Source organism: Salinicoccus sp. RF5, from assembly GCF_020786625.1.
Lineage (GTDB): Bacteria > Bacillota > Bacilli > Staphylococcales > Salinicoccaceae > Salinicoccus.
This window is the reverse complement of the sequence record NZ_JAJGRC010000001.1, coordinates 225,128-239,594: the sequence shown is the minus strand read 5'-3', so window position 1 is coordinate 239,594 and position 14,467 is coordinate 225,128. Positions and strand designations below refer to the sequence as shown.

Sequence of the window (14,467 nt, the reverse complement as noted above, 5' to 3'; positions counted from 1 at the left end):
GAACTAACCTTCCTTTACTCGTCAATTGGATTTTGCGGCGGCTTTCTGTTCAATTTTCCGTTTCACTTTGTACAGGTTATACGGCACTTTGCTGATCACTTTTACAAAGTCTCCAACCAATTCTTCAATTTCTGCATTGAATCCGCGCTTGAAGCGGTATACGCCATAGTCTTCCCCATCTTCGGAGAAGTCTCCGCTGACGCCATAGAAATTATAGCGGCTGATGCCCTTGTCCATGCAGTACTTCATCATCTCGAAATGCATCATGTACGGTCCGACGAAATGGGCGTATTCACTGGAGCTCGCACCGGAGTTGTAGACCATTTCATATGGTGTCTCGAAATAGATGCCCGAAGCAAGGTTGAGGATGTTGCCTTCTTTTTTCTGTATTTCACTCGCCTGCATCCTGTCTTCCGTCATCTTGTCGAGCTGCTTGTCGAGTTCGGCGATCTTATTGAGCGTCTTGTCGTTCTTGTTCTCCTTCTCCATCAGCTGATTCCGCTTGCTTTCATTCTCTTCAATCTGCTCTGATAGATTGTTGACGTATTCATCAAGCTCTATATAGGCAAGTGGGATCAGTACCTTATCCCCATATGCCTTCTTGAAGTTGGAATAGTATTCACGCGGATTCGGATGGGTGAAGAATCCCTGCCTTTCACTCGTATCAAGATAGAGATCCATGAAGATGTCAATTTCATCCACCTCGAGGAAACGTACCTTCACCCCATACTTCTGGGCTTTCTTGATGTTCCGCTTCCTTTGGGAATCGAAGGATTTCAGGAGTGACTTCTCATCATGGCCGGACAGGTCGAGGACACTCATCCATCGCGCCTGTGATGTTTTCGAGTAGCCGCGTGTGAATCCCTGATGGACATAGCCCTCTTCCTCCATTATCTGGATCAGTGCATCTTGTGCTGGATAGTCCTCTTTCGGATTTACATCCTTGTCATATTTCCTGTAGATCCAGTTCGGATCCAGTTTGACATACAGGCCGTTGTTCTTCTTCAAATATTTCGTAAGGGCCTGCAGGAAGAACCGGACGAGTTCATGATTATGATAGTCCAGGACAGGACCGCGGTTGGAATAGTAGAAGTACTTGCCCATGACGGTCTTCTTCAGGGTGAAGAGGCAGGCGGCTATGACGGCACCCTCCTCGTCCTTGACCCCGAGCAGGCGGACCTTCTGCTTGTCCATCTCCCTGTTCTTCTTATTCTCTATCATTTGAAAGAAGGCGGATTCCTCACCTTTTTCTATATAATTCGCATATTCCTTTTCAGTCAATTCAACAAATTTCATCAGTATTCCTACCTCCCAATCTGCTTCCGTATTTTCGTGAGCGCCTGATAGGCCTTATAGGCCGGCGCATTGATCGGCTTGATGAAATCTCCGACATACTCATACACGGCAGCATTGAAACCTTTCTTGAACTGTATGACACCGTAGTCCTCCGCTTCTTCGGAGAAGTCTCCGCTGATGCCATAGAAATTGTATAGATCGATGCCATGTTCGAGTGCATAGTTGATCATATGCCATTGTATCAGATAGCTTCCTGCAAAATGCCTGAAGGCATTGTCGCTGCCCCCGGCAAGATAGACCACTTCATGCGGTGTGATGAAATAGTATGCACTTGCAATCGGCAGCTCCTCACCATGGGTCTCACGGAGCTCTTTCCCTTCGGCAAGCTTATCCTCTATGTTCTTCAGCTGGTCGCCGAAATTCCTGATCTTCTTCTCGGCCTTGCTGTTGGATGGGTCCTTCTCCAGATCCTTCTCGGCCTTTTCGATATTTTTGACGAGACCGTCCCGGTCCTTGGCAATCGATTCCGTATATTCGTCGAGATTGACGTATACGAGCGGGATGATGACGTTGTCGCCGAAATGCTTCTTCCTGCTGATGTAGTAGGCATCATCGCGGTCGACGAATGATTTCATTTCGGATGTATCCTTCATGAACTTCCTGAACACGTCAATCTCATCGAGCTCCAGGTAGCGTATATGCAGGCCATGCTTCTGGGCCTTCTTGATGTTCCGCTTCCGGAGGCTGTCCATATCATTCAGCAGCGTCTTCGGATCTTTCCCGGAGAGATCGAGTACCGAATGCCATCTGATCTGGATGACCGGGTCGAACCCTACCGTAAATCCATCATGTTTGAATCCCTGTGCCTCGAATTGATCGAAGATGTGCTGATTGCCCCGGTCCTTGAGGATCTTGCCATCATGATCCCGTTCCCTGAGCACTTCATATGGGTCGATCCTTGCATACATGACCTTCTTGGGTTTCAAAAACCTTTGGAGCCCCTCAAAGAACGTATCGAACACCTGCTTGTCTGCATAATCCATCACCGGCCCGCGGTTGCTGTAGGCATATTTGAATACTTTCATCACCGGGGTCAGCGTAATGAGGCAGGCAGCCCTGACCGCTCCGCCGTCCTTCACACCGACAAGGTAGGTTTCAACACCCTGCTCCACCTTCAGGCGGTAGTTGTCCTCCGTCTGTGTAAAATGACTGAAGTGGGTCCGGGTGAAATGATCGAATTCCTCAGTGGTCAACTCTGTAAATTGCATATTGGCACTCCTGTCAACTATTTTTAATACTTTGCTTATATTATCAGATTTGCTGTGGCATCTCCATAATTAGTGAATGATTTAAGCATAGTCCTATGTATTATATCACTTGGAGGACGGACTGGCACCGTTCCATCTATTATGATGCGCCATCCATCCCTGCTTCCAATGTCCATTATACCCTGTCTGCCTCGATCTATGCGAAACTGCCTGCTATCTTTTATGCCCTGCAATCAACCCATCCCTCAGTTTCAGAGTCGAGGCTTCCGTACAGCTGAGGGCACGCATGACACTCAGTTGCCCGTACTTCACCTTGAGGTTATCCACGGTCCTCAACAGCCTTTCCCGCCTTTCGACAGCCTCCACGTCATCAAACAGTGAAATCTGCCGCGCATATCCTGGAATGAAGTTCGTCAGCGTGACGCTCAAGGTGCGGTACCGGGCATGGGGATCGGCAAGTGCCTGAAGCGCCTTCCATATCCCCCGCATGATGACATCCCCGTCATCCGTCCCTTCCCGGACTGTGAACTGCTTGCGGTATATCCTGCCTTCTGCAGTCCCCACGGCAAACTGGATCGTCCGTGCCAGTCTCCCCGCCAGCCTCAGACGGTGGGTGACTTCGTCCACGTGTTCCAGCAGCACCACATATATTTCATCGAAGCGGTAGTCCCGCATCAGTATCTGGCTCTTTGCGATCGATGGGGAATGGATGGCGTGCTTTTCGCGGATGAGGCTGAAGTCGATTCCGTTGGCATGGAGGTGCCAGTCCACACCGATGACCCCGAAGTCCCGCTTCAGATGGACCACCGGATAGCGTGCAAGATCCCCGATGGAGAATATCCCCCGTTCATTAAGCTTGACCTCACTCCTTCTGTTGATCCCCCAGAAATTCCTGAGCGGCTTGATGGGCCAGAGCTTGCGGGGCACATCATGATAGCGCCACTCTGCAATGCCGTCCGGCATCCGCTTCGCCTCGATATCCAGGGAAAGTTTGCTGAGCAGCATGTTATCCCCGACGCCGATTGCACAGTCGATCCCCGTCTCTTCATATACTTCCTTCTTGAGCCGCTTGGCCAGAGCATAGGGTGAATCCTCGAATATGCGGTAGCTTTCCGTCACATCCATGAAAAACTCATCAACGGAGTATTGATGGAAATCTTCCGGCGCCACATATTTCAGGGCGATTTCCGTAATCCTTGCCGAATAGTCCAGATATGTCTTCATCGACGGATTGATGATGTATATGTCGCGGCGGGCCGGTATTTCAAACAGCCTGGACCCCGTCTTTATTCCGAGCTTCTTCAGTTCCGGTGTAGCCGCAAGCACTACGGAGCCGAGGCTTTTCGTATCCGCCACCACAGCAAGTTTGGCCGTCATGGGGTCGAGCCCCTTCAACAGGCATGAGACACTCGCAAAGAAACTTTTCTGATCGACGCAGAATACATGGCGCTTTGGACAGATATGATAATTGTACATGTCATCCCCTCCATACAGAACATATGTTCGCACCTTCGTATATTCATCATATCACAGAATCCATCCGGATAGACACGAATCTTCTGCATTCATAAGTAAATGCATATCAATTGGGTATGGGACATTATAAAACTTTAAAGACAAAAGGAGGAACACTCATTGAAGGATATCATCGCATTACTTAAAAAAGGGAGTATGGCCTCCCTCACCGCTTCCATCGTCAACTTCTTCATCGCAGGGCTCAAAGGTGTAGCTTTCATCCTGACGGCCAACGTCGCGATGTTCGCCGAAATGATGCACTCGATCGGCGATGCGCTCAACCAGCTTTTCGTCTTCATAGGTTCAGGGCTGTCGAAAAAGGCACCCACTGAGCGTTTCCCCTTCGGCTTCGGCCGTCTGGTGAATCTCGTCCTGCTCTTTGCAGTCATCATCGTCGGCATCCTCGCCTACGAGACGGTAAGGGAGGGTCTCCACCACATTCTGGAACCCCTGCCTGTAGAGACCGATACGACCATGCTGCTGATCAATATCGGCGTCCTCGCCATCGCAGCGATACTCGAGGCATTCGTACTCTATAAGGCCGGAAAGGAGCTCCTCCAGCAGGCGGACATGCCCTATGATGGCCTGAAGCCGCTGACTACAAGCTTCGCCAATATGGACCGGGCCAAGCCGGCAACAAAGCTTGTCTCCCTCGAAGATGCTGTTGCAACAGGGGGTGCGATATTTGCAATCATCGCAATCCTCGTCGCCCGCTTCACAGGATTCTCGCAGAGTGAAGGGATCGCTTCGGTCGTCATCGGCCTGGCTATGTTCTATATCGTCTATAAGATCTTCATGGAGAATGCAGCCGGGGCACTTGGAGAACATGACCCGCGCATGGAGGAACGGATCTCACAGATCGTTCTGCGCCACGATGAGATAAAGGACATCAGAAAGCTCTTCGTCATGAAGGAAGGCGACAACCTCCACGCGGAAGTCATCGCCGAAATCGATCCGGACCTCACTTCCAGGGAAGTCAACAGGATCAGGGATGAGATAGAAAAACTGATCCTTAAGCAGCAGCACGTGACGGATGTGAATATGGAGTTCGAACTGAATGACGGCAAGCGTACATGGCCGAAGACCCAAGATGACCTCGACAGGAAACCGAAATATTAGCACGAAAAAAGGATGGCGTAACCGCCATCCTTTTTATTTTCTATTCATTCGCTGCCGGTTCCTCGCGGGTCGGCTCTCCGGCATCCGGATCCTCCAAATCCGCTTCAAAGAAGTCATGGATCGCTTGGCTGTTCGCTTCGAAGTCAAGGTCGATGACATTTCCGGCGTGCGGCGTGTCCATGAACTGGTACGTATCTTCCACCGGCACGGTGAGTGTCGGAATGTCCTTATCGCCCCGTATCAGGAAGGAGGCCATCATCCGGTACAGTTCCCCGTCGCTCATGCTCGTATTGACGTGACCCATTCCGGTGCCCGCAATTTTCGGAAGCTTGAGTATGCTTCCCAAAGTCAGCGCCTCATCCTTGACTGCATTGATCACCTGCTGCTGGCGTCTCACACGGCCGAAGTCACCCTCTGCATCCTGACGGAACCGGGCATAGGCAAGCAGGTCTTCCCCTCCAAGCCGCTGTTCCCCCTGCTTCAGTTCCGTATCTATCTTCTCCGACATGTCCTTTTCCACATCGATCATGATGCCGTCCTTATTGATCACATCAACGACCGATTCGAAGGCCTGGTAGTCGATGACTGCATATTCCTCGACTTCGACGCCGAAGTTCTGCTGGATGGTCTGCCTGAGCAGTTCGACACCCCCGAGGGAGTAGACGGAATTGATCTTGTAGCTCTGGAAGCCGGGAATCTCCACGTATATATCCCGCATGAGGGAGACCATCTTCATTTCCTTGTTCATGTAGTCATACTGTGCCAGCATGATGACGTCCGTCCGCTGGGCACCATCCACCTCGCGGTCGGCGCCGAGCAGCAGGATGTTCTTCTTGCCGTCGTTGTCATCCGCCCCGTTGAATTCCATCTCCTCCTGTTCAACCCCGTTTTCGCGTGCGATATCGAGACCGGACTGGTATGAGAAATACACATATAGGATTGTGCCGACGAGCACCGCGAGCAGTATGAGCGGAATGAGCGCCCGCTTCCGGATGCGCCGCTTCCGCCCTTCGGGCTGCGGCCTGTCGGAACGTCTGTATTCATTGTCCATAATCATGCTCCTGTCATCAATCTATCAAATCATTTTAACCGGTTTTTAGAAATTAATAAAGAAATAATATCTCCCCATCATTCCATGGAGGATAAAAAATTGTGGTGCCGTATGCTTATATAGTAAAATATATATAAGGAATGAGGGATGGAAATGACTAAAAAAATATTACTTTTGGCAATGATGCTCGTGCTGCTGTTGCCCGTTCCGGCCCAGGCGGCTTCGGAATGGGAGGAAGCGGTCACAGTTTATGGCGCAGCGCTTGAGAGCGACCAGCAGCTGCTTGATGCGACACGTGAAATACTCGGCACCGAGGAGAACGACAAAATCGAATATGTCTACAGCGAGGATGTACAGCAGTACATCGGCAAGGACTACAGCAATGACGTGCTCAAATCGAGCATCCGCATCATACAGGAATCTGAAGGCCATGGCCTTGACATCACCGTGGATGAGAGCATGGGGGACATCACAGAAATTACAGAGGAGACATACAAGAATGCACTGCTGACTTCCGGCATCACCGATGCGGAAGTGGTCATCGGGGCAGCCGAGGATGTCACCGGTGAAAGTGCCCTCTCCGGCATCTACAAAGCGTACGAATCACAGGGGGAGGCTATAGATACCGAACGTACACAGAACTCCCAAGAGGAACTTGAGACGATCTCCGGCATCTCCGAGGAGAACAGCAATGTCGAAGGGTTCTCCCAGGAGCAGCTGAACAAGATGATCACCGACATCAAAATTGAAGTCATCAACCAGGGCGGCGACCTGACGGAGCAGGAGATCAGGGATATCGTCGATGAGCAGATGGCGGCCAACGGCCTCGACGGCCTGCTGTCACAGGATCAGATCGACAGGATCGTCGTCATCATCATCCAGATACAGGACTCCGGCATCTTCCAGAGCGAGGAGGCCGAACGGCTGAAGGACAGCGCCCAGAACCTCCTCGATCAGATCACTTCGAGTGAAGCATTCCAGAATGCAGCCGATCAGGCTGAGGAGATTGGACAGGATATACAGGAATCGAGCGCCTGGGAATCATTCAAGAAGGCGGCATCCGATTTCTTCTCAAGCATCGTCTCCTTCTTCAGATCACTCTTCAACTAGAAAAGAGCAGACCATATGGTCTGCTCTTTTTATTATGTGCCTTTTATGGCCTTTCTTCATTGCGATAGGCGTAGCGGTTCTCGCCCCATTCATCGACTTCCGAAAGGTCGGCTTTGATGTTGTTCGTCTGGAAGACGGGATTCACACCCGTTTTCAGCTGCGCCTTATAGTCGGCTGCAACCTGCCAGACGATATGGCTCAGTCCGAATACCGCGACAAGGTTGGTCACCGCCATGAGTGCCATGAACATGTCCGCTGTCGCCCAGGCCGTCTCAAGGTCCATCACCGCACCGATGAAGACCATGACGACGACAAGCACCTTGAATATAAGCAGAACCACCCGGTTCTCCTTGATGTAGTTCAGGTTGCTCTGACCGTAGAAGTAGTTCCCGAGGATGGAACTGTAGGCGAAGAGCAGGATGACGATCGCGATGAAGGTCGCCCCGAAGGAGCCGATCTGCTCCGACATCGCCGCCTGTGTCACCTGGATGCCCTGGAGTGCGTCTGCTCCATAGCTCAGATCCGTATACATCAGGATCAGGATGGCCGTTGCCGTACAGACGATCATCGTATCGAAGAACACGCCGAGCGCCTGGATCAGCCCCTGCTTGACAGGGTGGCTGACCGCAGCGGATGCGGCGGCATTGGGTGCAGAACCCATACCCGCTTCATTCGAGAACAGCCCCCGCTGGAAGCCGTTCAGTATCGCTGCACCGAGTGCACCACCAAAGACTTCCCGGATGCCGAACGCGTTTGTGACGATGGCCGTCAGCATCGGAATGATCTGGTCGTAGTTGATGATGAGGATCACGAAGACGACCAGCAGATAGATGACCGCCATGACCGGGACGATGTAGCCTGTAACTTTCGCAATGGTCCGGGCCCCGCCGAAGATGACGATGGCCGTGAAGATTGCGATGACGAGTCCGACCACCCACCTGTCGAGGTTGAATGCCTCTTGATAGGCATGGGCGATGGTGTTCGCCTGCAGCCCGTTGAAGACGAATGCGAATGTGATTGTGATCAGCACCGCGAAGAACAGTCCGAGCCATCTCTGGTTGAGGCCCTTCTCCATGTAGTAGGCCGGGCCCCCACGGAAACCGCCCTCCTCATCCTTCACTTTATATACCTGTGCAAGCGTGGATTCGAAGAATGCGGTCGCTGCACCGAAGAACGCGATCAGCCACATCCAGAATATCGCGCCGGGACCGCCGAGCACGATGGCCGTCGCTACACCTGCGATGTTGCCGGTGCCGACGCGTGAAGCGGCACTGATTGCAAACGCCTGGAAAGGGGCGATCCCTTTCTTGCCGTCAGGCAGCGTCTCGGCCTTTTCCGTAATTACCTTGAACATCTCTTTGAACCATCTGAACTGGACGAACCTCGAGCTGATGGAAAAATAAAGACCTGCAAGAATAAGCAGCCCGATGAGGAAGTCTCCCCACAACAGGGTGTTTCCTATGTCCACAAAACTTTTGAACCAATCTGGAACAATTCCTTCAAATCCCATAAAGCACCTCCTGATATAACAAATATTATATCATTTGGGAAAACGCTTTAAAGCCCTAAATTCAAGTTGGACTATTCGAACTATTGACCGCTTCAAACACGACGCGCTCCACCTCGCCGAATTCATTTTCATCGACCACAAATGAACCATTGGCATATTTGCCGCTTACCCGGATAGATCGTGCATCCAATTTGAAGCTGGAGCCCTGTGAATAGAGGACCATATCGACATTGCTTTCTATGAGCCGGGCACCGATGATGCGATGAGGCTTCGATTTGATCTCCTTGAGCAGTGTGCTGCCCACCTGTGCCCGCGCGCCCCTTTCCAATACATCGATTGATGTCCGTTTGACTGCTCCCCGCTGGGAGACCGTGACGAGGAATTTCTCATCGGAGACGAGCCCAGAGAAGATAAGCGCATCATCCGGCTTCAGCTGGATTGCCCTGACGCCCTGCGCCTTCAGGCCGACCGGATTGACTTCCGACAATGGATATCTCAGGGAGATGCCCTTTTGTGTAATCAGCAGCACATCCTCCGTGCCGCCCTGGGAAAGTTCCACTGAAACCACCTGGTCGTCCTTCTTGAGGCTGATGCCGGAAATCGGCCGCCTGATGCGGCTCGCTTCATAGGCCTTGAGCTCAGTCCGCTTGATCTGACCTCGGCGCGTGGTCGTCACTACAGAGAGGTCGGCCCCATAATCCTCAATGACGAAGGCCGTCACCGGTGATTCATCCGCCCCGAGCCTGAAGCGGTTGGAGAGATGCTGGCCATTGTCCTTCCATCTGATCTCAGACAGTTCATGGACGGGAATGATCATATAGTTGCCGAGATTGGTGAAGACGAGCAGATGTTCAAGTGTATGGGCATGACGGGAAAGGAGCACCTGGTCATCCTCCTTCATGCCGATTTCATCCGGGGTGCTCGCATTGTAGCTCCGAAGGCTCGTACGCTTCACATACCCTTCCTTCGTCAGTGAAACGACGACTTCCTCCTTGGCGATCAGCACTTCCTTCTCAAGCTCGATGGCCTCGATTTCATCTTCCACCGTACTTCTGCGCGGTGTGGCATATTTCTTTTTGATGTCACGCAGCTCTTTTTTGATCACTTTGAGCAGCTGCTTTTCATTGCCCAGTATTTCCCGCAGCTGATTGATCGTATATTCCAACTCGCTGTGCTCAGTTTCAAGTTCTGCGATATCCGTGTTCGTCAGACGGTACAGCTGAAGCATGACGATTGCTTCCGCCTGGGCTTCCGTGAAGCTGAAGGCTTCCACCAGATTCGCCTTGGCATTGCGCTTGTTATCCGACTCCCGGATGACGCGGATGACTTCGTCCAATATGGACAGCGCGTGCATGAGTCCTTCGATGATATGCATCCTGCGCTCCGCTTCCGAAAGCTCATACTGCGAGCGCCTGAGGATGACGTCCTTCTGATGGGCGATATAGCTCTCCAGAATTTCCTTCAGCCCGAGCTGCTTCGGTGCCCTGTCGCTGATCGCCACCATATTGAAGTTGTAGGATACCTGGAGGTCCGTCTTCTTGTAGAAGTAGTTGATGATGCCTTCGACATTCGCCTCCTTCTTGACCTCCACTATGATGCGCATGCCTTCACGGTCGGTTTCGTCCCGGACTTCGATGATGCCATCGATCTTGCGGTCTGCACGGATTTCATCCATCTTTTTGACAAGGTTCGCCTTGTTCACCTCGAATGGCAGTTCATCGATGATGATATGGGTCTTGCCGCCCCGGGTGTCCTCGGTCCGCACCCTGCTCCGGACGATGATCTTCCCGCGTCCCGTCTCATATGCCTTCCTGATCTGGTCCTTGCCCTGGATGATGCCTCCTGTGGGGAAATCCGGGCCTTTGATGATCTCCATCAATTCATCCATGGAGGCGGACGGCTTATCGATGACCTTCAATGTCGCATCGATGACCTCTTCGAGGTTGTGGGGCGGGATGTCTGTGGCATAGCCTGCAGAGATGCCTGTCGAGCCATTGACCAGGAGGTTCGGGAATTTCGAAGGCAGGACGGTCGGCTCCATCTCCGTATCATCGAAGTTGTTGATGAAGTCGACGGTCTTCTTGTTGATGTCCCGGAGCATTTCATTCGAGATTTCGGACAGCCGCGCCTCCGTGTAGCGCATCGCAGCCGGCGGATCGCCATCGACGCTCCCCTTGTTGCCATGCATATCAATCAGTTCCTCGCGCATCTTCCATTCCTGGGAGAGGCGGACCATCGCTTCATAGACACTGGAGTCCCCGTGCGGGTGATAGTTACCGATGACATTCCCTACAGTCTTGGCACTTTTCCTGAAGCTCTTCTCAAAGGTGTTCCCTTCCTTGTACATAGCGTACAGAATCCGCCGCTGGACCGGCTTCAGGCCGTCCCTGACATCAGGTATGGCACGATCCTGGATGACGTATTTGCTGTAGCGTCCGAAACGGTCGCCGATGACATCTTCAAGTTGTAGCTGCTGAACTTGTTCAGTCATTCAATTCACCACTTTCTCCCAGTTTTGTAACATCTTCATTCCCCAATATGCTGTCTGCATCTTCGAGTGTGAAGCTGACATTCGATTCGATCCACTTCCTGCGCATCTCCACATTGTCCCCCATGAGGGTCGTGACACGCTTCAATGAAAGTGCCTCATCTTCAATACGCACCTGGATCAACGTCCGCGTCTCCGGATTCATCGTCGTTTCCCACAGCTGTTCCGGCATCATCTCACCCAGACCCTTATAGCGCTGGAGTTCGACATTTTTGCCCATTTCCTTCTGGGCCTCGACGAGTTCATCCTCAGTCCAGACATACCGTACCTCATCCTTTTTCCTGCCCTTCTTCTTGAGCTGGAATAAAGGCGGCAGGGCGATATAGATCTTGCCCGCATCGAAGAGCGGACGCATGTAGTTGAAGAAGAACGTAAGGAGCAGCACCTGGATGTGCGCACCATCGGTGTCCGCGTCCGTCATGATGACGATCTTGTCATAGTTCGTATCATCCACACTGAATTCCGTACCGACGCCGGCACCGATCGTATGGATGATCGTATTGATCTCTTCATTTTTGAAGATGTCCTCAAACTTCGCCTTCTCGGTATTGATGACCTTGCCGCGCAGCGGCAGGATGGCCTGGAATCGCCTGTCGCGGCCCTGCTTTGCAGATCCGCCTGCAGAGTCCCCTTCGACAAGATACAGTTCATTCTTCTTGGCATTGCGGCTCTGGGCGGGCGTCAATTTGCCGGAAAGCAGTGTATCCTTGCGGCGCTTCTTGCCGTTCCTCGCCTCCTCACGGGCTTTCCGTGCAGTCTCCCGGACGCTCCTTGCCTTGATCGCCTTCTTGACCAGCTGGGTGCTCAGCGCCCCGTTCTCCTCCAGATAGTATGGAAGATGTTCGCTCATCAGCGATTCCATGACATTCCGCGCTTCACTCGTACCGAGCTTGCTCTTCGTCTGGCCTTCGAACTGGAGCAGGTTCTCAGGGACCTTCACCGAGATGACGGCAGTCAGGCCTTCCCTGATGTCGCTGCCTTCAAGGTTCTTGTCCTTGTCCTTCAATTCCTTGATCTTGCGTGCGTATTCATTGAATACACGCGTGAAGCCAGTCTTGAAGCCGACCTCATGCGTTCCGCCATCCTTCGTCCGTACATTATTGACGAAGGAGATCAGCGTTTCACTGTACTGGTCATTATACTGGAAGCTCACTTCAGCCACGATATCGTTGTACTCGCCGGAGAACATGACCACATCCCCGATCGCATCCTTGCCCTCATTCAGGAAGTTGATGAAGGCTTTCAGCCCATCATCATATTGGAAGACTTCCTCGAGCGGCTCCTCGGGACGCCTGTCCGTAATCGAAATGCGCATCCCCTTCTGCAGGAACGCGGATTCCCGCATCCTTTCCATGATGGTTTCAAAATGGAATGAAGTACCGCTCTTGAATATCTTTCCATCGGGCATGAAGGTCACTTCCGTGCCGGTCTGCTTCGTCTTTCCGGTCACTTCCAATGGACGGTCGAGCTTGCCGCCGTCCTTGAATGACATCTCATGCACTTTTCCATCCCGGTAGATCCTGATTTCCATCCATTCGCTCAGCGCATTGACGACCGAAGCCCCCACACCGTGAAGGCCGCCGGATGTCTTATAGCCGCCGGCACCGAACTTGCCGCCTGCATGGAGCACCGTGAATATGACTTCCGGTGTCGGCTTGCCGGATGTGTGCATGCCCGTTGGCATGCCCCGCCCGTTGTCGCGGATGGTGATGCTTTCATCCGGATTGATGGTGATGTTGATTTCATCGCCGTAGCCGTTGATGACCTCATCGACCGAGTTGTCGGTGATCTCGTACACCAAGTGATGCAGCCCCCTATGATCGGTTGAACCGACATACATCCCCGGCCTTTTCCTTACGGCGTCCAGACCTTCAAGTATTTGTATTGAATCATCGTTATAAGTATTCTGTCTTGCCAAATCGGATTTCCTCCCACAAACATATGTTCGTTATTTTTATCTCATGTTCTATTTTTATACAAAAGCGTAAGGATTGCAACCATAATCAATGTATTCATATTGCATATAACATTAATAGTTTACATAATAATTTTATGGTAAACTATATTTTATTATACCCCATTAAAAATTTATGGTAAACTGTTAGTACCTGATAATAAAGGGGTTTTTAAATGGAAACGATCATAATACTCCTGGTATTGAGCTATCTCCTGGGTTCCACGCCATTCAGCCTGCTCATCGGCCTGTGGTTCTATAAGATCGACCTCAGACAGCATGGCAGCGGCAATATAGGCACCACAAACACCTTCAGGATCCTTGGGAAGAAGGCGGGCATCGTCGTGCTGCTCCTGGATATGTTCAAGGGGGCACTTCCAGTGGTTGCCGCGATGCTCCTCAACGTGGATATGCATATATTCATTCCCGGTCTTGTTGCGGCCCTTGGCCATGTCTACTCCATATTCCTCAAATTCAAGGGTGGCAAGGCAGTCGCTACCAGTGCAGGTGCCGTACTGGCATACAATCCCCTGCTCTTCATCATGCTCCTGGCCGCTTTCCTGATAACATTGAAGCTCAGCAAATATGTATCCCTGTCCAGCATCGTGAGTGCCGTCCTATTCTTTATTCTTTCGCTGGCATTCAGGGATCCGCTGCTGATTGCATTCTCATTCATCATCGCCGTAGTCATTGTCGTTAGACATATCTCCAACATTAAACGTATAATGGATGGTACAGAATCTAAAATCACATTCATGTAGCAGAAGGGATGATTGAAATGTTGGAAGTTACAGATCGTGCACTGGATTGGATGAAGGAAGAACTGGACCCGGAAGAAGGACAGGGCGTCAACATCTATGTAAGGTATGGCGGGGAAACACAGCTGAAACAGGGGTTTTCTCCAGCATTGACAGTAGAGCGCATCCCCTCTGACAGTAAAGTATTCGACTATGATGGCATACAGGTGTTCATCAAGGAATCGGACCTGTGGTACTTTGAAGATACGGAACTGGTCATAGATTCTGAGGATGATGAAGTCACATTCGAAAGCAGATAAAAGCAATAACCCATCTCAGAAGAGATGGGTTATTTTAAT

The 14,467-nt window shown here is 51.5% G+C and carries 11 protein-coding genes; 4 read left to right on the top strand and 7 right to left on the bottom strand.

The window, feature by feature from the left end:
• Positions 1 to 21 precede the first annotated feature (21 nt).
• The 3 genes from LLU09_RS01320 to LLU09_RS01310 all read right to left on the bottom strand — a co-directional run bounded on the left by LLU09_RS01320 (position 22) and on the right by LLU09_RS01310 (position 4,040).
• Positions 22 to 1,296, bottom strand: a complete 1,275-nt coding sequence (locus LLU09_RS01320; protein WP_228310149.1) for an aminoacyltransferase — start codon at positions 1,294 to 1,296, stop codon at positions 22 to 24.
• 8 nt (positions 1,297 to 1,304) lie between these two features.
• Positions 1,305 to 2,564 carry an aminoacyltransferase gene (locus tag LLU09_RS01315; RefSeq protein ID WP_228310148.1) on the bottom strand — a complete coding sequence of 420 codons (1,260 nt, stop codon included), beginning with the start codon at positions 2,562 to 2,564 and terminating at the stop codon, positions 1,305 to 1,307.
• 213 nt (positions 2,565 to 2,777) lie between these two features.
• Positions 2,778 to 4,040 carry a Y-family DNA polymerase gene (locus tag LLU09_RS01310; RefSeq protein WP_228310147.1) on the bottom strand — a complete coding sequence of 421 codons (1,263 nt, stop codon included), beginning with the start codon at positions 4,038 to 4,040 and terminating at the stop codon, positions 2,778 to 2,780.
• Positions 4,041 to 4,199: 159 nt separating this feature from the next.
• Between LLU09_RS01310 and LLU09_RS01305 the strand changes: the two genes are divergently transcribed.
• A complete protein-coding gene (locus LLU09_RS01305) occupies positions 4,200 to 5,198 on the top strand; it encodes a cation diffusion facilitator family transporter (RefSeq protein ID WP_228310146.1) in 999 nt (332 codons plus the stop codon).
• A gap of 40 nt (positions 5,199 to 5,238) precedes the next feature.
• Here LLU09_RS01305 and LLU09_RS01300 read toward each other — a convergent pair whose 3' ends face one another.
• Complete coding sequence (locus LLU09_RS01300; RefSeq protein WP_228310145.1) at positions 5,239 to 6,249, bottom strand: LCP family protein; 1,011 nt, start codon at positions 6,247 to 6,249, stop codon at positions 5,239 to 5,241.
• Positions 6,250 to 6,402: 153 nt separating this feature from the next.
• Between LLU09_RS01300 and LLU09_RS01295 the strand changes: the two genes are divergently transcribed.
• Complete coding sequence (locus LLU09_RS01295; protein ID WP_228310144.1) at positions 6,403 to 7,359, top strand: DUF1002 domain-containing protein; 957 nt, start codon at positions 6,403 to 6,405, stop codon at positions 7,357 to 7,359.
• Between the two features lie 43 nt (positions 7,360 to 7,402).
• Here the strand turns inward: LLU09_RS01295 and LLU09_RS01290 are convergent, their stop codons facing one another.
• The 3 genes from LLU09_RS01290 to parE all read right to left on the bottom strand — a co-directional run bounded on the left by LLU09_RS01290 (position 7,403) and on the right by parE (position 13,335).
• On the bottom strand, positions 7,403 to 8,869 hold the full coding sequence (locus LLU09_RS01290) for an alanine/glycine:cation symporter family protein (RefSeq protein ID WP_228310143.1): 1,467 nt from the start codon (positions 8,867 to 8,869) through the stop codon (positions 7,403 to 7,405).
• A 61-nt stretch (positions 8,870 to 8,930) separates the two neighbouring features.
• Positions 8,931 to 11,360, bottom strand: a complete 2,430-nt coding sequence (gene parC / locus LLU09_RS01285) for a DNA topoisomerase IV subunit A (protein ID WP_228310142.1) — start codon at positions 11,358 to 11,360, stop codon at positions 8,931 to 8,933.
• Positions 11,353 to 13,335 carry a DNA topoisomerase IV subunit B gene (gene parE / locus LLU09_RS01280; RefSeq protein WP_228310141.1) on the bottom strand — a complete coding sequence of 661 codons (1,983 nt, stop codon included), beginning with the start codon at positions 13,333 to 13,335 and terminating at the stop codon, positions 11,353 to 11,355. Before parE ends, parC begins: the two co-directional genes overlap by 8 nt.
• A gap of 212 nt (positions 13,336 to 13,547) precedes the next feature.
• Here parE and plsY point away from each other — a divergent pair, with 212 nt between their 5' ends.
• Positions 13,548 to 14,132, top strand: coding sequence for a glycerol-3-phosphate 1-O-acyltransferase PlsY (gene plsY / locus LLU09_RS01275; RefSeq protein WP_228310140.1), 585 nt, complete (start codon positions 13,548 to 13,550; stop codon positions 14,130 to 14,132).
• Positions 14,133 to 14,149: 17 nt separating this feature from the next.
• Complete coding sequence (locus LLU09_RS01270; protein ID WP_040104798.1) at positions 14,150 to 14,428, top strand: HesB/YadR/YfhF family protein; 279 nt, start codon at positions 14,150 to 14,152, stop codon at positions 14,426 to 14,428.
• The last annotated feature ends 39 nt before the right edge of the window (positions 14,429 to 14,467 follow it).